The organism is Alteraurantiacibacter palmitatis (assembly GCF_037154115.1).
Classification (GTDB): Bacteria; Pseudomonadota; Alphaproteobacteria; order Sphingomonadales; family Sphingomonadaceae; genus Alteraurantiacibacter; species Alteraurantiacibacter palmitatis.
Genome location: NZ_JBANRO010000009.1, coordinates 135268 through 156104, shown reverse-complemented (window position 1 = coordinate 156104; position 20837 = coordinate 135268). Strand labels below are relative to the sequence as shown.

The following is a 20837-nucleotide window of genomic DNA, read 5'->3' as shown; positions in this document are numbered from 1 at the left end:
CGAAGCGATAACTTCCTCGCTGCCATCAAGCTCTTCTGCACACGCCTATGGATCGCCGCTAATGAGTCTACGCCCTAGGCCTGTTCGTCATCCGGTTTCAGCAACCGGTTGATCAGATCCAGCGAGCGGTCGCGGTCATTGGCGGCGAGCGCGTCGAGGATTCCCTGCGGCGTCGGGCGGTCATCACGATCCGGCGTAATGGCATGGCCACGAAACAGCACCGGCAGCATCACGATCCGGGCCTCGGGCAGCCTGTCTTCCAGCACCAGTTGCCGCCCCAGCATCAGCCGGTATTCGAAATCCATGCCTGCGTGATCGAGCGCCTGCTCCAGCGCGAGGATGGCGCTTTCGGGGGGCTGGCCGTCCGTTTCATCGTAATAGGTGCGGTAATAGAGGATCATTGCGCGCGGATCCTCGTCATCCATCTGCACCGCCGCCGCCAGATGCCCGCGCGCCGCTGCCAGATAGGCAGGCTCGTCCTTGGCCATTTCGATCGCGGCCATCGCGCGGTAGAGCAGGGCATCCACATTGCGTGGATCGAGCGCCAGCGCGCGCGCGGCGGACTCGTCGGCTGCGGTGTAGTTCTTGGCGTCATATTCCGCTTCGGCCAGCCACCGCTGCACGGCGGCACTGTCGGGGAAGCGGCCAGCAAGATTGCGCAGATCGCGCGCGAGGGTGCGGGCCGCACTTTCGGTCACGCCTACCTGCAACCGCATTTCGTGGGTAATCAACGCCACTTCGTCCGCGCCCAGTTGACGCATGGCGACCTGCGGTTCGCTGGTCAGGTTTGGCCGCACGGTATAGCCGGGGAAGGGCCCACCCTTGTAGCGGTCAAGCTCGCGCTCCAGCGCGCGCAGATCGCCGAACATTTCGCGCGCGGTGGCCAGCGAATCCGCGCCATTGCCCAGCGCAACAAGGTAATTGCGCAGCACCTGCTCGCGTTCCGGGTTGAAGCTGAGATAATGCGTCAGCAGCCAGCCCGTGCCATATTGCTGGAACGCGTCGCGCCGGCTCATCCGGTGGTTGGAATCGAGCATTTCGTGCAGGCGAAAGCTCTGCATCTGGAAAATCTGGAATGCGCGGCTCTGCGGCGGATCGCCAATGTGGAACGCCCCGCCATCGAGGAAGCGCATGGTCGAGAGCATCTCGGCATAGCCTTCCGAATACCAGCCGGGATAGGCCGCCGGGAAATTCTGCATCATGAAATAATGCGTGTATTCGTGGAACAGCACCTCGGCCGGGTTATCGCGCACCGGGCCGCGCCGTTCGCGCGAATTGTTGGTGGTGAAGCCGCGCGTGGGCACGAATGCCACCGCGCGTCCAGCCCGGCTGATGAAGAAGCCGGCAATACCTGATCCCGGCGCGCCGGCCATGCGTGCCATGTCGTTGTAATCGCCAAAGCGGTAGATCACCGGCTTGTTCGCCCGGCTGACCTGCACGTGGTTTTCATCCAGTCCGTTCAAGAAACGCAGGCCGCGATCGAACCGTTCGACCTGCGCCGCAAATTCGCGCGTGGCCGCCTCGCTGTCGCGCGATTTGATGATGAAATGCGCCGTTTCGGCCTCCCACCATGTCTGCGCCTGGGCAGGAAGGGCAAGACAGAACAGCGCAAGGGCCGCCAGGATCAGACGCATGGAAATATGTCCTTAAAACTGCTGCGATTCGAAGCGGTGCCAGCTTGGCGGATACCGGCCGGCTTGTGAACGGGTGATTGCGGCTGAAATCATTATTCTGCGCGGGCAGGGGCCAGTTCGTCCACAAAGGCCTGCGCACTTGCCAGATAATCGGCGCGCTTGCCCGCATCCATCCGGTCCCATGTCGCATAGATGCGGCCAATGCGCGGATTCGCTTCCAGTGCAGGCCGGTTGCGGTGCAGGAAATGCCAGTAAAGCGGGTTGAACGGGCAGGCATCCGGCCCGGTCTTTGCCGACACCTTGTAACGGCATTTGCCGCAGTAATCCGACATCCGGTTGATATAGGCGCCGCTGGCGGCATAGGGCTTGGAAGCCAGCATCCCGCCATCGGCATAGAGCGCCATGGCCGCGACATTGGGCAGTTCCACCCATTCGAGCGCATCGGCATACACGGCCAGAAACCATTCCTGCACGTGCTGAGGGCGGATGCCGGCCAGAAGGGCGAAATTGCCCAGCACCATCAGCCGCTGTATATGGTGCGCGTGCGCGTTGTCATGCGTGGATCGGATGCTGTCCGCAAGGCAGCGCATATCGGTTTGGCCTGTCCACCAGAAGGCGGGAAGCGGGCGATTGGCGGCCAGTTCGTTCGCCTGCGCCAGCCCCGGCATTGTCAGCCAGTAGAAGCCGCGCACATATTCGCGCCAGCCGATCAACTGGCGGATGAACCCCTCCACCGAATTGAGCGGGGCGCGCCCGGCGCGGTATTCGGCTTCCGCCCGGCGGCACAATGCCAGCGGGTCGAGCAGGCCGAGATTGATGCTGGTCGACAACATGGAGTGGAACAGATCGTCCTGCCCGTGCAGCATCGCGTCCTGATACTGCCCGAAATCGGCCAGCCGCTCGGCAAAGAAGGCGTGGGCGGCGGTTTGCGCCTGTGCGGCTGTCACCGGCCAGTGGAAGCTGCCCAGATTGCCGAAATTGCCGGGAAAGCGCGCTTCGACAAGCGCGATAACTTCGCGCGTGATGGTATCGGGCGCGAATAGCGGGCGGGGCGGGGCGGAAAGACCATTCTTCGGCGGTTCGCGGTTGTCGTGGTCGTAATTCCACTGCCCGCCCACCGGCTCCCCGTCGTCCATCAACAGGCCGGTCTTGCGGCGCATTTCGCGGTAGAAATATTCCATGCGCAGCGCTTTGCGCCCATCGGCCCAGTCGCGGAATTCGGTCAGGCTGGCGATGAAGCGGTCGTCGGGAAGGATTTCCACCGGGCAGGCGAACTTGTCTGCCCATTTCTCCATCGCGGCCCGCACGCGCCATTCGCCCGGTTCCACGACGCGGATCGCGCTGGGGTTGTGCCGCTCCACCGCGCGCGCCACTTCGCCGGTAAAGCTGCCTGCATTTGCGGGATCGTCCAGCTTCACATAATCCACCTGCCAGCCATCGGCGCGCAGTTCGGCGGCGAAGTGGCGCATGGCGGAAAAGAACAGCACCAGCTTCTGCTTGTGATGGGGGACATAGGTCGCCTCCTCGGCCACCTCCATCATCAGCACGCGCGTGTGCGCCTTGTCACGGCCGCGCAAGCTGGCAAGCGAATGGCTGAGCTGGTCGCCCAGCACGGGAACGAGAACGGTTCCGGTCATGGCACGCGGCTCTAAGTGCACCCTCACACGAAGCTATACGGATCAATGTCCACGCTCACCCGCACGCCTTGCGGATGGCTCAGCGCGCCCAGCCATTGGCGGATCACCTCCTGCACCTTCGCGCTGCGCCGGGCGTTGAGCAGCAGGCGGTAGCGGTAGCGCCCGCGCAGCAGCGCCATGGGGGCGGGCGCAGGGCCAAGGATCTGCACGTCTGCCAGCATGGGGCGGGTTGCGCCGATCCGGTTTGCCGCCTCGCGCGCTTCGGCATCATCCTCGCTCGATACGATGATCGCGGCCCAGCGGCCAAAGGGCGGCGCGCCTGCATCGCGGCGCGCCTCAGTTTCGGCGGCATAGAAGGCGTCGCGGTCCCCCGCAGCAAGCGCGGCGATCACGGGCGCTTGCGGATGGCGCGTCTGGATCAGCACTTCGCCCGGCTTGGCCCCGCGACCCGCGCGGCCCGCGACCTGCGCCACTTGCTGATAGGTCCGCTCCGCTGCGCGCAGATCGCCGCCTTCCAGCCCCAGATCCGCATCGATCACGCCCACCAGCGTCAGTTCGGGGAAGTGGAACCCCTTGGTTACAAGCTGCGTGCCCACGATCACGTCGATCGCGCCGCTTGTCGCCATCGCGATGAACTCCGCCGCCTTTTCGGGTGAGTTGATCGTGTCGGATGTGACCACGGCAATGCGCGCATCGGGCAGGATTTCGGCCACTTCATCCGCAATCCGCTCCACGCCGGGGCCACACGCGACCAGGCAATCGCCTTCGCCGCATTCGGGGCAAGTGTCGGGCGTGGCGGTTTCCAGCCCGCAATGGTGGCAGGCCAGCCGCGCGGAGAGGCGATGCTCCACCAGCCATGCGCTGCAATTGGGGCATTTGAAGCGGTGGCCGCAATGCCGGCACAGCGTCAGCGGGGCATAGCCGCGCCGGTTGAGGAACAAGAGCGATTGCTCGCCCTTGGCCAGCCGATCCTTCAGCGCCTCCACCAGCGGCGGGGCCAGCCAGTGCTGGCGCGGCGGCTTCTCCTTGGTCAGATCGACCGTGGCGATGGCGGGCATCTGCGCCCCGCCAAAGCGGGCATCGAGCACCAGCCTTTCGTAAACGCCCTGTTCGGCCATCGCCAGGCTTTCCAGCGCCGGCGTGGCGCTGGCCAGCACCACGGGCAGGCTTTCGAACCGCGCGCGCATCACCGCCACATCGCGCGCGTTGTAGCGCACCCCGTCATCCTGCTTGAAGCTGACTTCGTGCGCTTCGTCCACCACGATCAGGCCGAGGTCGGCGTAGGGCAGGAACAGGGCGGAGCGCGCCCCCACCACCACCTGCGCCCCACCATCTCTTGGCCCGCTGGCAATTGCCCGCCACGCCCGCCGCCGCTCGGTGCTCTTGAGCGAGGAATGCCACAAGACGGGCGGCGCACCGAACCGGCCCTCAAAGCGCTTGAGGAAGGCTTCGGTCAGCGCGATTTCGGGCAGCAGGACCAGAACCTGCCGTCCGGCCTGCAACGCCGCAGCGACCGCCTCGAAATAGGTCTCGGTCTTGCCCGATCCGGTTACACCATCAAGCAGGAAGGGCTGGAACTGCCTAGCCCGAACCGCTCCTGCCAAGCGCTTCGCAACTTCGGCCTGCTGCGGGTTCAATTCAGGCGGAGCGAAGGCCGGGTTGGCACGAGGGTAGGGGCGGTCGCAATCGACCTCCACCGGTTCCAGCACGCCCTGATTCACAAGGCCGCGCAGCACGCCTTCGGACACTCCGGCTATTCCCGCCAGTTCGCGGATCGTCGCCTGTTCGCCTTCCAGTGCCTCCATCGCGGCCTGCCTTTGCGGAGTCAGCCGTTCGGGCAGCCCGCCCGACAGGCGGTATTCGGTAAGGGTGGACGGGCCGCGCAGCGCGCCGCCGCTGGCGATCACCATCCGCGCGACCGATGCAAGCGGGGCGCAATAATAATCCGCCGTCCATTCGATCAGCCGCATCAGTTCCGGCTTCAGCGGCGGCACCGGAACCAGCCCCAGCAGCGGGCGCAGCTTGGCATCGGGCACCGATTCGGCCGGCAGGCGTTCGGGTTCCCAGACAATGCCCAGCACTTGCCGAGGGCCCAGCGGGGCAATTACGACCGAGCCGGGGCGCACAATCATGCCATCGGGCACGCGGTAATCCAGCGGGCCCAGCGCGGCATTGAAGATGAGCAGGCGAACACGGTTCATGGTAAGGCCAGCTATGAACGGCGATGTGGGTGGGCCGCAAGGATGGGGAAGGAGAAAAGGCGATGACGAATCGGGAAAATGGGGCTCTGGAAAAGATCGGCCTTGATCGCCGCAGGATGATTGGCGGCCTGTTGGCGGGCGGCGCCGTGCTGACCTTGCCCGCCTGCGCCACCACGCAGAGGTGGAGCCTTGTTGATGCGATCCGCCAGCTTCTGTTCTTGTCCAGCATGAACGCCTTTGCCCGGCTGACCGCGCCGGGCGGGTACTGGGATGCCAATGTCGCGCAGCTGGGCCTTGAAGGGTTCCTGGGCAATCGCGGCAATGTGCTGACTTCGATCCTCACCTCCGCCCTGTTCAAGACCCGGCTGGAACGCGCCTTTGCCGGATTTGCCCGCGATGCCAGCGATCGCGCTGCGCCACTGGTCACAGACGCGGTGCGCGTGATCGGGTTCGAAAACGCGGTGGCGCTGGTGCGCGGCGGACCAACGGCGGCCACCGGCTTCCTGCGGCAGCAAATGGGCAACGCGCTGATTGAAGCGATGGTGCCCGAAGTGGGGCGGGCCATGCGCATCGCCCAGGAACCGCTGGTGGGCCAGATGCTCTCCGCGCTGACCGGTGTCGATGTGCCGGGGGTGGCCACCACCTTCTCCACCCGCGTGAACGATGTGATCTGGCAGGAAATCGGGGTGGAGGAAGCCGCGATCCGCGCCAATCCGCGCGCCACCAACGATCCGCTGCTGATCGGGGTGTTCGGGGCGGCCAGCTACCTTTGATCGCCTCAGCGCAAGGTCAGCCGGATCTGGGGCACGTGCGACAGGCGGTCAGCACCGGCAGGTCCGGGGCCGGGGCGCGGGGCATAGATCGCCAGATAACCTGCGCCCAGTTCGGCACGGGGTGAAAGGCGGTAATTGGCCATCAGATTAAGCCGCCAGCTGTCCACCCGTGCCGATTGCACGCGGTTTTCCGGAACCGCGATATAAAACAGCTCGGCATTGGCAACGCCCCGCAGGCGCGCTGCCACCGGCAAAGTCAACTGCACGCGCTGACGCAGGCGCAATTGGGCACGGTCTGCGCCGGCGAAAAAGCGCTGCTCCACGCGTGTGCGCAATTGCAGCGGGCCGTCCGTCCATTGCATCTGCTGGTGGACGCGGAATTCGTGCCCGCCTGCCTGTTCGACCCATGCGGCGCCTCCACCTGCATCCAGCCCTTGGGCCACGCGCACATCCACATGGCCGCGAAGCAGAAGCTGGTCGGCATTCTCGCGCAGCCGGGGTGATGCCTCCAGCGTGGCGCTCACCCCGTCATCCAGCGGCACCACGCCCGACAGAATGAACCAGAGCTGGCCGTCATCCCGCGTCGCCAGCGCAGGTGCAGGATAAAGCAGGGCAAGCAGCCCCGCGGCGATGCGGGCGAGCGATCGAGTGAACACGGGCCGGATTGTCCCCCATGTGGCGACGGGAAATCCGGCCCATAATGGCAGGCACCCGCAATGGCAATCTGCAAGCGGAGGCAGTCATGCCTTGCACCGCGCCTGCTGCGTCCTCTACGGACAAGCGCGTTGTCATGAGCCAAGAATCACCCCTCGACCGTTTCAAGCAGGCGCTTACCGGTGCCGCCCGCGCGATCGGGCGTGACGCGGAGACCGAGGTGACATGGACGGCCGAAGCGCCCAATCTGCAAGGCAACACGATCCGTGTGCCGATGCCGCCGCGCACTCTGCCCGCCGCCGAAGCGCAGGAGGCGCGCGGCTTTGCCGACAGCTTCGCGCTGCGCCAGCGGCACCATAATGAGCGGTTGCACGCGCGCAACGCGCCCGCTGAACCTGCCGCGCGCGCCTGTTACGACGCGGTGGAAACAGTCCGCTACGAAGCGCTGGGGGCCAATAACTACGCCGGGATGCGGGGGAATCTGGATGCCGCCATGCAAATGCGCGTGGCCGCCGATCCCATCACGCGCGCAACCAATGCCGACGAGGTCCCGGTGCAGTCCGCGCTGGCCCTGCTGCTGCGTGAAAAGCTGACCGGGCAGCCCGTGCCCGAACCCGCGCGCGCCGGCGTGGAGATGCTGCGCGACTGGATCGAGGAAAAGGCGGGCGGCGATTTCGAACGGCTGGCCCATTCGCTCGATGATCAGCGGGCGTTCCAGACGCTCAGTCTCGATATGCTGCGCCATCTCGAACTGGTGCAGACCCAAGACGATCACGACCATGACGAACCCGAAGGCCACGAGGACAAGACCGACGATGGCGAGGAGCAGGACAGCCCCGATGCCAACGAAGGCTCTGACCAGCAGCAGACGCAGGTAGCCGCGGAACAGACCGAGGGCGAAGGCGAGACCGAGGAGAGCGAAGCCGCAGGGCAAGAACAGGAAATGACCGAGGGCGATCCCGGCGACGAGGGCGAGGAGGGCATGATGCCCGTGCGCCCCAACCGCCCGTGGACCGATCTGCCCGATACCTTCGACTATCGCATATACACCACCGCCTTTGACGAAGTGGTGGAGGCGCAGGATCTGTGCGATTTCGAGGAACTCGATCGGCTGCGTGCCTATCTCGACAGCCAGCTTGCCGGGCTTGGCGCGGTGGTAACGCGGCTGGCCAACCGGCTGCAACGCCGCCTGATGGCGCAGCAGAACCGCAGTTGGGATTTCGATCAGGAAGAAGGGTTGCTGGATGCCGCGCGGCTGGCGCGCGTGGTCGTGTCGCCCGGCCATTCGCTGTCCTACAAGGTCGAACAGGATATCGAGTTCAAGGACACGGTCGTCACGCTGCTGATCGACAATTCCGGTTCGATGCGCGGGCGCCCCATTTCCATCGCCGCGATCAGCGCGGACATTCTGGCGCGCACGCTGGAGCGGTGCGGGGTGAAGGTGGAAATCCTGGGCTTCACCACCCGCGCGTGGAAAGGCGGGCAGAGCCGCGAACGCTGGCTGGCCGATGGCAAGCCGCCCGATCCCGGCCGCCTGAACGATCTGCGCCACATCATCTACAAGAAGGCGGACGAACCCTATCGCCGTGCGCGCAAGAATCTGGGCCTGATGATGCGCGAGGGATTGCTCAAGGAAAACATCGACGGCGAGGCGCTGCTCTGGGCGCATGAGCGGATGCTGGGGAGGCGCGAGGATCGCCGCATCCTGATGGTGATTTCCGATGGCGCGCCGGTGGATGATTCAACGCTGAGCGTGAATAATGCAGGCTACCTCGAAACGCATTTGCGCAAGGTGATCGACTGGATCGAGAAGCAATCGCCGGTGCAACTGGTCGCCATCGGCATCGGCCATGATGTGACGCGCTATTACAAGCGCGCGGTCACGATCATGGATGTGGAGCAGCTGGGCGGCACCATCATCGAACAACTGGCGGGCCTGTTCGAGGTAGAGTGATGCGTGGACTGCTCAAACTGGCGCTGCTTGCCGCGCTCCTCCTTGGCGGCTGGTATGCCGCATCGCCGTGGTATGCGATGTGGCGCATCGTCAATGCGGCACAGGACGGCAATGGCGACGAACTGCGCGCCCGGATCGATTTTGACCGTGTGCGCGGCCAGATGAAGGCCGATCTTTCCGCCAGCCGCGACGATGGCGATACCGGCCTGTTCGACCGGATTGGCGACGGCATCGTCAAAAATATCGGCGGCGCGGCGATCGATACGCTGGTGACGCCGGGCGGCATGGCCGTGCTGCTCGATGTCAGCCCCGCCATGCCGGGGCAGGATTTGTCATGGGGCGTTGCCTATGACGGGCCGAACCAGGTGCGCGGCGTCTCCACATACGAGGACGGGACGCCGGGGCCGCAACTGGTGTTCGAGCGGCAGGGGCTTGGCTGGCAGATGGTGGGCCTGAGGCTCTAATTGCGTCTTTAGCGCCCGCCGCTTGACCGGGGCGCGGCTTGTCCCCCAAAGGCCTATGCCATGACCACGCCGCTTCACCTGTTCAATTCGCTCACCCGCCAGCGGGAAATGTTCCAGCCTGTCCATCCGGGGGAAGCGCGCGTCTATTCCTGCGGGCCGACCGTGTATAATTACCCGCATATCGGCAATATGCGCGCCTATGTCTTTGCCGATCTGCTGGGCCGGACGCTGAGCTGGAAGGGCTATAAGCTCACCCACATCATCAACATCACCGATGTCGGGCACCTGACCGATGATGCCGACGCGGGTGAGGACAAGATGGAGAAGATGGCCGCCGAAAAGGCGCAATCCATCTGGGACATCGCGCAGCATTATACGCAAGCCTATTGGGCCGATGTAAAGGCGCTCAATATCCGCCAGCCCAAAGAATGGACAATCGCCACCAAGTTCGTGCCGCAAATGATTGAATTTGCGCAAAGCATTGCGGACAAGCACTGCTACGAACTCGACAGCGGGCTGTATTTCGATGTTTCGACCGTGGCCGATTACGGCCGTCTTGCCCGCGCGCAGACCGAAGAAGGGGAGGGCCGGATCGAGGCGGTGGAAGGCAAGCGCAACGCGGCTGATTTCGCGATCTGGCGCAAGACACCGCCGGGCGAGACGCGGCAGATGGAATGGGACAGCCCCTGGGGCCGCGGCGCGCCGGGCTGGCATCTGGAATGCAGCGTGATGAGCGGGGCGCTGCTGGGCTTCCCCTTCGACATTCACACCGGCGGCATTGACCACCGCGAAATCCACCACCCCAACGAAATCGCGCAGAACCAGGCGTTCTGCGGCTGCGGCAGCCTAGCCGAACCCAGCAATTCGGGCGCGAAGCTGTGGATGCACAACAACTTCCTCGTCGAACGCTCTGGCAAGATGAGCAAATCTTCGGGCGAGTTCCTGCGCCTGCAATTGCTGATCGACAAGGGCTTCCACCCGCTCGCCTACCGGCTGATGTGCCTTCAGGCGCATTACCGCAGCGAGCTGGAATTCAGCTGGGAAGGGCTGGAAGCGGCGCTGACGCGGCTCAAGCGGATGCTGATCGCGGTGGAGAATGCCAAGGCGCGCGCCGAAACCCTGCCCGCCGAGCCGGAAGGCGGCTGGACGCTGGACGGCGCGCGGGGCGAAATCGGCGGTGCGCTGCTGCCGCTGCTTGCCCGGTTTGACGAGGCGATTTCGGATGACTTGAACTCGCCCCAGGCGCTGACCGTGCTGGAGGAGGTGCTGGGCATGAAGAAGCTCGATCCGGAGCATCGCCTGCAAGCCATTGCGGCGATGGATGCGGTGTTGGGGCTGGGGCTGCTCTCACTGGATCGCGCCGACTTGCGGATTCGGCCCAAGGCTGCCGTGATGGATGCCGATGAGGTCGAAGCCATAATTGCCCAGCGCAAGGATGCGCGCGCCGCCAAGGACTTTTCCCGCTCCGATGCTTTGCGCGATGAACTGGCCGCGAAGGGCGTGGAAGTGATGGACGGCGATCCGCTGGGGTGGGAATGGAAATTGTGACTACCGCCCTTATCACCGCGCAGGCGCGCCCTCTGCTTGAAGGACGCTTGCCGCCGCAGATCACCCCGCTGTGGTGGGAGACCGGCGAGGAACTGGTGGCGCTCGCCCCGCAGGCGGAGATCGGCTGGTTCGATATGTTCGACAAATCCGCGCCGCTGGAAGCCATCCGCCGTGCGCGCGACCTCAAATGGCTCAATTCCTTCTTTGCCGGGGTGGACTGGCTGCCGCTGGATGATCTCAAGGCGCGCGGCGTGCGGCTCACCAACGGGTCGGGTCTCAACGCCAATACCGTGGCCGAATTCGCGGTGATGGCGATGCTCGCCTTTGCGCGCGGCCATGCCGATATTGTCCGCGCGGGCGACCGGCACGAATGGCTCGCCCCGCGGATGGAGGGCAACCGTGAACTGGCAGGAGCCAAGGTCCTGATCCTGGGCTATGGCGAAATCGGGCAGGCGATTGCGCGGATGCTTTCGGGCTTTCGGGTGGAAGTGGTGCCGGTGCGCCGGTCGGGCGCAGATGGCGCGCTGGGGCCGCAGGAATGGCAGGCGCGCGTGGGCGAATTTGACTGGGTGGTCATGGCCATGCCCGGCACACCCGAAACGCGCGGGGTCGTCAGCGCCGATGTGCTCGCCCGCATGAAGCCCGGCGCTGTGCTGGTGAATATGGGGCGGGCCGATGCGCTGGATCAGGGCGCGCTGATTGCCGCGCTTAATGCCCGCAAGCTGGGCGGGGCGATCCTCGATCTGACCGATCCCGAACCGCTGCCACCCGATCACCCGCTGTGGGATGCGCCCGGCGCGCAGATTACCATGCACATGGCGGGTCTGCCCACGCTGGCCAGCAAGGTTGCCGCCGCCCAGCGCTTCCTCGCCAATTGCGAGGCCTATCTGAGCGGTGCGCCGCTGGTGTCCGAGGTTGATCTGGCGCTGGGCTATTGAATGCGGGCCAGCCCCCCTCCCGCAATCGGGAAGGGGGCAAATGGGGTCAGCTTTCTTCCAGCAGCAGCAATTCGCACGTGACACGCAGCAGCGGCGGATGGGCGCTGTGATCGACTTCCACCACCGCCGCATCGGCTACCAATTGCCCTGGAATGGCAAATTCGTGTTCGGGCAGGAAGGCCAGGAAACATTCGCCCGCTTCCACGGCGGCATCGCCGGCAAATTCCAGTTCCACCCGGTGCCGCGTGCCGGCAAAGGTGATGCTGGCCCAACCCGCCTCGCTGTGCCGGGTGACGGTGGCGTGTCCGCCTGCCAGCGCCAGCAGGGCCTCGTTCAGGCGGTCCGCCGTGCTGCGCCGCTTCTTGGGAGCGGTGCGCGGGGCAAGGGGGGCGCTTTTCACTTCAATATGCATGGGTCCGCTCCCGGTATTCGTTCATGAAATGTTCCACCTTTTTTTCGGTCTCGGATCGGGGTGTGCGCCCGTTGCGCAGATCCAGCACAAAGCGCGGATCCTGCGTGGCAAGGCGGCCGAAGCGCGTGGCGGGCATCCCCGTCCTTCGCAGGAAGACTTCGATTTTGCGGATCAGCATCGCGGGTTCCCCTTCTCGTGTTCGTTCATGCTGCAGGCCAGACTGGCGGTGCGCCAGGTGAGCCGGAGGCGCCGAATCGCCCCTCTCTCTTTGCTGTCGCTGGAAATCCTACTTGTCTAGGAAAAATACATTATGTAGGATGCTGAACGACGCCACAGCGGGGACACAGACCATGGAAGCACGCGAGACATTGGCGCGATTGGCGCGCGAGAGGGGCAGCAGCCTCGCTTCGCTTTCCAGGATGTTGGGCCGTAATACTACCTATTTGCAGCAATATATCTCGAAAGGCAGCCCGCGAAAGCTGGAGGAGGACGACCGGCGCAAACTGGCCCGTTTCTTTGGTGTGTCCGAAATCCTGCTCGGGGCGGTGGAGGAAAAATCCTATACCGACACGGGTGACTGGGTCGATGTGCCGCGCCTTCTGGTGGAAGCTTCGGCTGGGCCGGGCGCGGCGGCGGCCGCGGAAACCGCGTTCGACGCCTTCCGCTTCAGCCGGAAATGGCTGCGTGAGCAGGGGCTGGAAGCAGGTAAGCTGTCCGCTGTCCGCGTGATCGGCGATTCGATGGAGCCTTTGCTGCGGGAAGGGGACGATCTGCTGGTTGATACCCGCGCGCAGCCGTTCCGCGATGGCATCTATGTCCTGCGGCTGGATGGCAATCTGCTGGTCAAGCGGGTGACCGCGCAGGGGGCGGGCCGCTTCTCCCTCCTCAGCCAGAATCTTGCTTATCCTCCCTTGTCGGTGGAGGCACAGGATTTCGAACTGCTGGGCCGCGTGGTGTGGAAGAGCGGGCGGGTCTAGGCCAGAGGTTGCCTTTGGCCGCAGCGCTTGCCACTTAACCCCCATGCAGGAATCCCCGCTCAAGGCCGCCATCATCCCCGTGACCGCGTTCGAGCAGAATTGCTCGCTCGTCTGGTGTTCCAAAACGATGAAAGGGGCGCTGATCGATCCGGGCGGCGATCTGGCGCGGCTGAAGGATGCGGTTGCCCGCGCAGGCGTGACGCTGGAAAGGATTTTCCTCACCCACGGCCATGCCGATCATTGCGGGCAGGCAGGTATGCTGGCCGAAGAACTGGGCCTTCCGATCGAAGGCCCGCACGAAGCGGACCGGTTCTGGATTGCGCGTCTTGACGAGGATGGCCCCCGCTTTGGCATGGAAGCGCGCGTGTTCGAGCCGACGCGCTGGCTGAAGGATGGCGACAGCGTTTCCTTTGGCGAAATCACGCTGGAGGTGATCCATTGCCCTGGCCACACGCCGGGCCATGTGGTGTTTTTCCATGCCCCCACACGCTTTGCCTTTGTGGGTGATGTGCTGTTTGCCGGCAGCATCGGCCGCACCGATTTCCCGATGGGCAATCATCAGGATCTGCTCGACGCGATTACCGGCAAATTGTGGCCGCTGGGCAATGATGTCACCTTTGTGCCCGGCCATGGCCCTACCAGCACATTCGGGCAGGAGCGGCGCACCAACGCCTTTGTCAGCGATGCGGCGCTGGCGCGCGGCTAGACCACGCCGAACGCGGCCAGCGCCGCCCAGATCGCCCACAGCAGAAGCAGCGGAAAGGTCAGCATCATGCCAATCATGCGCGGTTTCACCGGCCCTTCGGCATCCATGCCCAGCGCGTGCAGCACGCGCCCGGCCATGAAGGCCAGCGCGGTAAGGCCCAGCAGCCACCCGTCCTGATCGGCCAGATCGAGCACGAGAATCAGCACCAGCGCGATCGGGGTATATTCGGTGAAATTGCTTTGCGCCCGCATCCGGCGGTGCAGCAGCGCATGGCCGCCGTCGCCGTGGACGATCTTTTCGGAGATGCGCACCTTGCCGCAGCGCCACCCCAGCCATCCGGCGATCAGGGCGGCCAGTGCCGCGGACAGAAGCGAAATATGCAGGTCGTCCATAATGCTGTCCCCTCGTTCCCGCGATTGGCATAGGGCCAAGCATCTTGGCTTGCAACGCGGGCAGAATGGTCTATAGCGCGCGCCTTCGCCGCATCCCCGAGGGACAGCAAACGGCGCGCTTGCGCCGGTGTTGTGCTTGCCCTAGGGCGGCTGCCAACAGGTCTTATTGATTTCAAGGAACAGGTGCCGAGATGGCTGTCCCTAAGAGAAAAACGTCGCCGCATCGTCGCGGCAACCGCCGTGCCCACGATGCGCTGAAGGTGGAAGCTTTCCACGAATGCGGCAATTGCGGCGAATTGAAGCGCCCGCACAATCTGTGTCCGGCGTGCGGCCACTATAACGGCCGCCAGATTCTCGAGCCCAAGGGCATCTAAGCTCTAGGGCTTCCGGGGGAAATGCGCTTATGAGCCTGCCGCGTATCGCGATCGATGCGATGGGCGGCGATGAAGGCGTGCGCGTGATGGTATCAGGCGCGGCGCTCGCTCGCCGTCGGCACGACCGGTTCAAGTTCCTGCTTGTGGGTGACGAAACGCGGATCAAGTCCGCGCTCGACAGTCATCCCAATATGCGCGGCGCATCCGAAATCCTGCATTGCGATGATGTGGTGGCGGGCGATGAAAAGCCCACTGCTGCGCTGCGCCGTGCCAAGACCACCAGCATGGGCCTTGCCATCAACGCCGTGAAAACCGGCGATTGCGGCGCGGCTGTCAGCGCGGGGAATACCGGTGCACTGATGGCGATGAGCAAGCTGGCGCTGCGCACCATGCCGGGAATCGACCGGCCGGCGCTCGCTGCGCTGATGCCCAGCCTTGGCGACAACGATGTCGTCATGCTGGATCTGGGCGCCAATACCGAATGCGATACGCGCAATCTGGTGCAGTTTGCCATCATGGGCGCGGCCTATTCGCGCATCGTGACCGGCAAGGAAGCGCCGCGCGTGCGCCTGCTCAATATCGGCACCGAAGACATCAAGGGCACTGACAGCGTGCAGGAAGCGGCCCGCGCGTTGCGCGCGGCGACGGGTCTTGCCATGTCGTTCGAAGGTTTTGTGGAAGCCGACAAGATCAACCGCGGCGAAGTGGACGTGGTGGTGACCGACGGCTTTTCGGGCAATATCGCGCTCAAGGCCATCGAGGGATCGGCGCGTTTCGTCACCGACCTCCTGCGCAACGCCTTCACCTCCTCCTTGCGGTCGAAAATCGGGTTTCTGGTCTCGCGCCCGGCGACCGAGCTGCTGCGCCATCACCTCGATCCAAACAACCACAATGGCGGCGTCTTTCTGGGCCTCAACGGCGTGATCGTGAAATCGCATGGCAGCGCCAATACGCAGGGCGTTGCCAATGCTGTGGCCGTGGCCGCGCGCCTGCTGGAAGAAAGCCTGACCGAGCGGATCACCGCTGATCTCGCTGAACTGGGCACCGAAAAGCTGCGCGACAAGGGAAGCGCCACCAAATGATCCGTTCCGTCTTTCTCGGCTCCGGCTCCGCCCTGCCGTCGCGCTGCGTGACCAATGACGATCTGGCACAGACGGTGGATACCAGCGACGAATGGATTCGCGAGCGCACCGGCATCGGCCAGCGCTATTTCGCGGGCGAGGGCGAAACCACCTCCACGCTGGCAATTGCTGCCGCCCGCGCCGCGCTGGAAAATGCCGGTATCACGATTGCCGACATCGACCTGATCGTGCTGGGCACCTGCACGCCCGATCTGACCTTTCCCTCCACCGCCACGATCGTGCAGCACGCGCTGGGCGGGAGCGGTTTTCCCGCTTTTGATGTGGCGGCGGTGTGTTCGGGCTTCCTCTATGCGCTGACCACGGCCGATGCGATGATCCGCGCAGGCATGGCGAAAAAGGCACTGGTGATCGGCGCCGAGACCCTCAGCCGGCTGATCGATTGGGAAGACCGCACCACCTGCGTGCTGTTTGGCGACGGGGCGGGAGCTTTCGTGCTGGGCGCGGAAGATGCCACAGAAGGCGAAGAGCGCGGAATCCTGTTCAGCCAGCTCCACGCCGATGGGTCGCACCGCGATTTGCTGTATACGGATGGCGGCCCCTCCACCACGCAGACTGTGGGATTGATGCGGATGAAGGGGCGCGAAGTGTTCCGCCATGCCGTGAACAACCTCGCGCAAGTGCTTGAAGATGTGCTGGAAAAATCCGGCCATGTGCCCGCCGATATTGATTGGGTGGTGCCGCACCAGGCCAATTTCCGCATACTGGATGCCACCGCGCGCAAGCTGGGCCTGCCGATGGAGCGGGTGATCGTGACGGTGGACCGGCACGCCAACACATCTGCCGCGTCGGTGCCGCTTGCCTTTGATGCCGCCTGGCGCGACGGGCGCATCAAGCGCGGCGATCTGGTGGTGCTGGAAGCGATGGGCGGCGGCTTCACCTGGGGTGCCAGCCTGATGCGGGTCTGACGCTTGTGCAAATTATCCGGACAAACCTGCGCGCAACAAATTTGTAATCCTTGTCAAGCTGCTCTTATTGCTGCAATAAGAGGCATGGGTCGCGCCATATTGCAAGGGGAGAGGACGCATGGACGCTATGCGATCCGTGGGCACGCTGACACGTGCCGATCTGGCTGAAACCATCAACCGCAAGCTGGGGTTTTCGCGCGCCGAAAGCCTTGACCTTGTCGAGGCTGTCCTCGCCAAGATGAGCGACGCGCTGGCCGCCGGCGAGAATGTGAAGATTTCCGGCTTCGGCAGCTTTGTCCTGCGTGACAAGAAGCAGCGCATCGGTCGCAATCCCAAGACCGGCGTCGAAGTGCCGATCACGCCGCGCCGGGTGATGACGTTCCGCGCCAGCCACAAGCTGAAGGACCGGATCGCCCAAGGCTCCTGACATGACCACGCCGCCCGCTTCCCCGTTTGCTGACAGCAAGGCACCCGGTGCCATGCGCACCATCGGGGAAGTGGCGGCTGCTCTTGGCATTCGCCAGCACATCCTGCGCTATTGGGAACAGCAATTCCCTATGCTGAAGCCGCTCAAGCGGAGCGGGGGACGCCGGCTTTACCGGCCTGAGGATGTGGCGCTGGTTGCTACGATTGACCGGTTGGTCAACCGCGAAGGCTATACGCTGAAAGGGGCGCGCACGGTGCTGGAAGGCAAGGCGCAGGCGCCATCTGCGGACCATCGGCAGGAAAATGCGGCGGATGCCGCGCCATCCCCTGCCACCGAAACCGTGGCCGAAGTGCGCAGTCGCCTGCGGCAATTGCGCCAGCGTCTGGCCAGCGCGCTCGACGCTGCCTGACCTCAATCGCGCCCCTGCGGCCCCAATGCGGGATCGAGATCGCGTGGCCGCACAAAATGGGTCAGCCTGCCGCAGCCCGGCGTGATACCGGCCCAATCGGCTGTATCCAGTTCGAACACCGCCAGCGCGGCCGTGGGAAACTTGGCCATCACCTCGTCAAACAGCGCGTTTTCCCCTTCGGGCGGGACGAGTTTGAGCGCCAGTTCCTGCAAGCCGGGATTGTGTGCGGCCAGCAGTAGCGCCTCATCCTTGCCGCCTTGGCTGCGCAGCAGTTCCAGCAGCGTATCCGCATCGGCCATATAGGCGTTGTCGCACCAGCTTACCGGCAGGCCCAGCCCTGATGCCTCCAGCGTGCAGCGCACCCGCTCCGCCGGGCTGGCGATGATCCGCTGCCAGGGCAGGCCCAAAGCGGAAATATGCGCACCCATCAGCGCCGCGCCCTTGCGCCCGCGATTGTTGAGGCCGCGGTCGAAATCGCGCAGCGATAGGTCGTCCCAATCGGACTTGGCATGACGCAACAGACCCAGGAGTTTCATTGGGCAGGGTCTCCCTGCGCCACAGCGGCGCTTTCTGCCTCTAGCAGATTCGGGCGCGCCACGCGATGCAAAGCCTCCTCCAGCGTGACGCGCAAAACCGGCGTGCCGGGCGGGAAGGCACTGGCGAGGCGGGTGGGGAAGGCGGGCGAAAGGACGATGAAATGGCCCCGGTCATCCTTGCTGCGGATCAGGCGGCCAAAGGCCTGCGCCAGCCGCGCACGGATGATCCGGTCATCATGCGCCGATCCGCCGTTTGCCGCCCGCCGCGCGCGGTGCAGGATGGATGGCTTGGGCCAGGGAACCTGCTCCATCACCACGCAGCGCAGGCTTTCGCCGGGCACATCCACACCGTCGCGCAGGGCATCGGTGCCCAGCAGGCTGGCGGCAGGATCGTCGCGGAAGATATCGACCAGCGTGCCGGTATCGATGGGATCGACGTGCTGGGCGTAAAGCGGCAATCCGGCACGCGACAGCCGGTCGGCAATGCGGCCATGGACGGCCCGCAGTCGGCGAATCGCGGTGAACAGGCCGAGCACGCCGCCACCGCAGGCATCGATTATCGCGGCATAGGCCCCCGCCAGCGCGGCCAGATCGCCCTTGGGCACATCGGTCACGATCAGAACTTCGGCGGCTTTTGCGTAATCGAAGGGGCTGGCCGCTTGCGCCAGTTGCGGCGCGATGTCGAGGTGCGCGGCGCCCGACCGGGCAATCGCGCCTGCCCAATCGGGCCCCTCCGTGCCGCGATCGCACAGGGTGGCGCTGGTCAACATCACGCCGTGAGTGCCCGCCAGCACGGTATGGGCAAAGGGCTTCATCGGGTCGAGGTAATGGCGGTGCAGCCCCACATCGTAATCGCGCGCCTCCGACCGGTCGACCGCCAGCCAATCGACAAAGTCGGGATCGGCTGGCCCGCCCATCCGGCCCAGCAAGGCTTCCCATGCGGCCAGCAGATCGATGCGCCAGGCGAGCGATCCGCGCGCGCCCTCGATCCGGGCGCGGCCTTGCCGGTCGAGCCAGTCCGGCCCTTCCGCCAGCAGCGCTTCCAGCCGCATACCCAGCCGGATCAGCGGCAGGCGGATTTCGGCAAGGGCCGCCGCCGCGCTTCCCGCCAGCTCCACGAAGGCGCCGTCAAGCTGCGCGGCCTCCGTCTCTATGGCATAGCCTGCATCCTGCCCGCTCTCGTCGCGCGCATAGGTGAGGGCGCGCACGGCCGCGAACAATTCCTCCAGCGGGCCGGAGGGTTGCCCTTCCGCCAGCCGTTGCAGCCAGCCTTGCGAGGGGAGGGCTTCGGCAGCGTGGCAGGCCGCAGCCACGGCCTTGCCGCCCGCTTCATCATAACTCGCCACATCGGCCAGCCGTGCAGCGAGGCCCCGGCGGCGCCCTTTTGATCCGCGTTCCGGCCCCAGCAGCCAGCGTTTCAGTTCCACCGCCTCCGCGCCCGTGAGCGCGGCCGAAAAGGTGCTGTCGGCCGCATCGAACACGTGGTGGCCTTCGTCGAAGATGATGCGTGTGGGGCGCTGCGCGTGATCTCTGCCTCTGGCGGCGTTCACCATGACCAGCGCGTGGTTGGCGATCACCAGATCGGCCCCGGCGCTGGCGCGGGCAGCGCGCTCGATGAAGCATTTGCGGTAATGCGGGCAGCCGGCATAGATGCATTCGCCGCGCTGGTCGGTCAGGCTGCGGATGGCACGTTGGCGGAACAGCGTTCCCAGCCAGCCGGGCAGGTCGCCGCCGATCATGTCGCCATCCTGCGAATAGGCGGCCCAGCGCGCGACCAATTGCGCCAGAATGGCCGCCCGCCCGCCAAAGCCGCCTTGCAGCGCGTCTTCCAGATTGAGGAGGCACAGATAATTTTCACGCCCCTTGCGGATCACCACCGGGCGGCTGCCATCGGCGCGCCTTTCGGGCCAGGCGCGGGCGCTTTCGGCGCGCAGCTGGCGTTGCAGGTTCTTGGTATAGGTTGACACCCATACCGTGCCGCCGGATGCCTCGGCCCATAGCGAGGCAGGTGCGAGATAGCCCAGCGTCTTGCCGATGCCCGTGCCCGCCTGCGCCAGCAGCATATTGGGCGCATCGCGCCGGGTGCGGGGTGCAAAGATCTGCGCGGCGGCGCGGGCAAAGGCGCGCTGCCCTTCGCGCCGTTCGGCCCCGTCGCCCGTCAGCGCGGCGAGGCGCGCATCCACCGCGGCATCCTCCAGCCTTATCTGCGCAGGCTGGGGCCGTTCGCCTGCCTCCTCCCATTCGGGCAGCCGGGAAAACAGCCATTTTTCGGCGCGGTCAGGCCGGGCCAGATGCGGGGCGATCACGCCCGCCCAGCTCCAGCGCAAGCGGGCGAGCGATTGCAGCGCGCTCCACGCCCCCTCACGTTCCGGCCAGCCCGCATCGCTGAGCCGCGCGAGCAGTGCAGCGCCAGCCATTTGCAGGAAGCGCGGAACATCATCGTCGCCCGCCGGCTCTTCCAGATCAAGCGCATGGGCAAGGCCGCGCGGCGTGGGGACGCAAAAGCGCGCCGGATGGATGAAGGCGAACAGTTCCAGCAGATCCAGACCCGACAGATCGGGATAGCCCAGCCGCGTTGCCAGCAGGGGCGCATTGCACATCAGCAGCGGGGAGTCGGCGGCTGCCATCACCGCCTCGCCTTTGCCCACGCCCTCGGTGCGGTCGGTGCGGCGCAGCCAGCATCCGGCATGGCTGGCATGGATCGCCGGCAGGGCAAGCGGCGGGGGGCAGGGGGCGGTTTCGGCCATTACGCCC

At 65.2% G+C, this 20837-nt stretch carries 21 protein-coding genes; 12 read left to right on the top strand and 9 right to left on the bottom strand.

The window, feature by feature from the left end; translation table 11 throughout:
- Positions 1–74: 74 nt before the first annotated feature.
- The 3 genes from WFP44_RS12325 to WFP44_RS12315 form a co-directional block, all read right to left on the bottom strand.
- On the bottom strand, positions 75–1634 hold the full coding sequence (locus WFP44_RS12325) for a tetratricopeptide repeat protein (RefSeq protein ID WP_336926854.1): 1560 nt from the start codon (positions 1632–1634) through the stop codon (positions 75–77).
- 92 nt (positions 1635–1726) lie between these two features.
- Positions 1727–3271 carry a cryptochrome/photolyase family protein gene (locus WFP44_RS12320; RefSeq protein ID WP_336926853.1) on the bottom strand — a complete coding sequence of 515 codons (1545 nt, stop codon included), beginning with the start codon at positions 3269–3271 and terminating at the stop codon, positions 1727–1729.
- 23 nt (positions 3272–3294) lie between these two features.
- Positions 3295–5472 (bottom strand): primosomal protein N', encoded by a 2178-nt coding sequence (locus WFP44_RS12315; protein WP_336926852.1) that lies wholly within the window; start codon positions 5470–5472, stop codon positions 3295–3297.
- 62 nt (positions 5473–5534) lie between these two features.
- On the opposite strand from WFP44_RS12315, the gene WFP44_RS12310 reads away from it, so the two are divergent.
- The gene (locus tag WFP44_RS12310) at positions 5535–6245 is read left to right on the top strand and encodes a DUF4197 domain-containing protein (RefSeq protein ID WP_336926851.1); all 711 of its coding nucleotides are present in this window, start codon (positions 5535–5537) and stop codon (positions 6243–6245) included.
- 5 nt (positions 6246–6250) lie between these two features.
- Here the strand turns inward: WFP44_RS12310 and WFP44_RS12305 are convergent, their stop codons facing one another.
- Positions 6251–6901, bottom strand: a complete 651-nt coding sequence (locus tag WFP44_RS12305) for a DUF2490 domain-containing protein (protein ID WP_336926850.1) — start codon at positions 6899–6901, stop codon at positions 6251–6253.
- A gap of 134 nt (positions 6902–7035) precedes the next feature.
- On the opposite strand from WFP44_RS12305, the gene cobT reads away from it, so the two are divergent.
- From cobT to WFP44_RS12285, 4 genes are read left to right on the top strand one after another with little or no spacing between them, the layout of a single operon-like run.
- A complete protein-coding gene (gene cobT / locus WFP44_RS12300; protein ID WP_336926849.1) occupies positions 7036–8853 on the top strand; it encodes a cobaltochelatase subunit CobT in 1818 nt (605 codons plus the stop codon).
- Positions 8853–9317, top strand: coding sequence for a DUF2939 domain-containing protein (locus WFP44_RS12295; RefSeq protein WP_336926848.1), 465 nt, complete (start codon positions 8853–8855; stop codon positions 9315–9317). Before cobT ends, WFP44_RS12295 begins: the two co-directional genes overlap by 1 nt.
- Before the next feature lie 60 nt (positions 9318–9377).
- The gene (gene cysS / locus WFP44_RS12290; protein ID WP_336926847.1) at positions 9378–10865 is read left to right on the top strand and encodes a cysteine--tRNA ligase; all 1488 of its coding nucleotides are present in this window, start codon (positions 9378–9380) and stop codon (positions 10863–10865) included.
- Positions 10862–11803 (top strand): D-2-hydroxyacid dehydrogenase, encoded by a 942-nt coding sequence (locus WFP44_RS12285; RefSeq protein WP_336926846.1) that lies wholly within the window; start codon positions 10862–10864, stop codon positions 11801–11803. The genes cysS and WFP44_RS12285 overlap by 4 nt, the downstream gene beginning before the upstream one ends.
- Positions 11804–11849: 46 nt before the next feature.
- Here the strand turns inward: WFP44_RS12285 and WFP44_RS12280 are convergent, their stop codons facing one another.
- Together WFP44_RS12280 and WFP44_RS12275 are read right to left on the bottom strand one after the other, a co-directional pair.
- Positions 11850–12203 (bottom strand): hypothetical protein, encoded by a 354-nt coding sequence (locus WFP44_RS12280; protein WP_336926845.1) that lies wholly within the window; start codon positions 12201–12203, stop codon positions 11850–11852.
- Between the two features lies 1 nt (position 12204).
- Entirely contained in the window at positions 12205–12393 is a 189-nt protein-coding gene (locus tag WFP44_RS12275) for a hypothetical protein (RefSeq protein WP_336926844.1), read from the bottom strand.
- A gap of 139 nt (positions 12394–12532) precedes the next feature.
- On the opposite strand from WFP44_RS12275, the gene WFP44_RS12270 reads away from it, so the two are divergent.
- Complete coding sequence (locus WFP44_RS12270) at positions 12533–13192, top strand: S24 family peptidase (RefSeq protein WP_336926843.1); 660 nt, start codon at positions 12533–12535, stop codon at positions 13190–13192.
- 43 nt (positions 13193–13235) lie between these two features.
- Complete coding sequence (locus WFP44_RS12265) at positions 13236–13898, top strand: MBL fold metallo-hydrolase (RefSeq protein ID WP_336926842.1); 663 nt, start codon at positions 13236–13238, stop codon at positions 13896–13898.
- Here the strand turns inward: WFP44_RS12265 and WFP44_RS12260 are convergent.
- Entirely contained in the window at positions 13895–14290 is a 396-nt protein-coding gene (locus tag WFP44_RS12260) for an MAPEG family protein (protein ID WP_336926841.1), read from the bottom strand. The two genes, WFP44_RS12265 and WFP44_RS12260, sit on opposite strands and share 4 nt — an antisense overlap.
- Positions 14291–14481: 191 nt before the next feature.
- On the opposite strand from WFP44_RS12260, the gene rpmF reads away from it, so the two are divergent.
- The 5 genes from rpmF to WFP44_RS12235 all read left to right on the top strand — a co-directional run bounded on the left by rpmF (position 14482) and on the right by WFP44_RS12235 (position 17547).
- Positions 14482–14664 carry a 50S ribosomal protein L32 gene (gene rpmF, locus WFP44_RS12255; protein ID WP_336919992.1) on the top strand — a complete coding sequence of 61 codons (183 nt, stop codon included), beginning with the start codon at positions 14482–14484 and terminating at the stop codon, positions 14662–14664.
- Between the two features lie 29 nt (positions 14665–14693).
- Positions 14694–15746 (top strand): phosphate acyltransferase PlsX, encoded by a 1053-nt coding sequence (plsX, locus tag WFP44_RS12250; RefSeq protein ID WP_336926840.1) that lies wholly within the window; start codon positions 14694–14696, stop codon positions 15744–15746.
- Positions 15743–16711, top strand: coding sequence for a beta-ketoacyl-ACP synthase III (locus WFP44_RS12245; protein ID WP_336926839.1), 969 nt, complete (start codon positions 15743–15745; stop codon positions 16709–16711). The genes plsX and WFP44_RS12245 overlap by 4 nt, the downstream gene beginning before the upstream one ends.
- A gap of 127 nt (positions 16712–16838) precedes the next feature.
- The gene (locus WFP44_RS12240; RefSeq protein ID WP_336926862.1) at positions 16839–17138 is read left to right on the top strand and encodes an integration host factor subunit alpha; all 300 of its coding nucleotides are present in this window, start codon (positions 16839–16841) and stop codon (positions 17136–17138) included.
- A gap of 1 nt (position 17139) precedes the next feature.
- A complete protein-coding gene (locus WFP44_RS12235; protein WP_336926838.1) occupies positions 17140–17547 on the top strand; it encodes a MerR family transcriptional regulator in 408 nt (135 codons plus the stop codon).
- A gap of 2 nt (positions 17548–17549) precedes the next feature.
- Here the strand turns inward: WFP44_RS12235 and WFP44_RS12230 are convergent, their stop codons facing one another.
- Positions 17550–18083, bottom strand: a complete 534-nt coding sequence (locus tag WFP44_RS12230) for a SixA phosphatase family protein (protein ID WP_336926837.1) — start codon at positions 18081–18083, stop codon at positions 17550–17552.
- On the bottom strand, positions 18080–20830 hold the full coding sequence (locus WFP44_RS12225) for an ATP-dependent DNA helicase (protein ID WP_336926836.1): 2751 nt from the start codon (positions 20828–20830) through the stop codon (positions 18080–18082). Before WFP44_RS12225 ends, WFP44_RS12230 begins: the two co-directional genes overlap by 4 nt.
- Between the last annotated feature and the right edge of the window lie 7 nt (positions 20831–20837).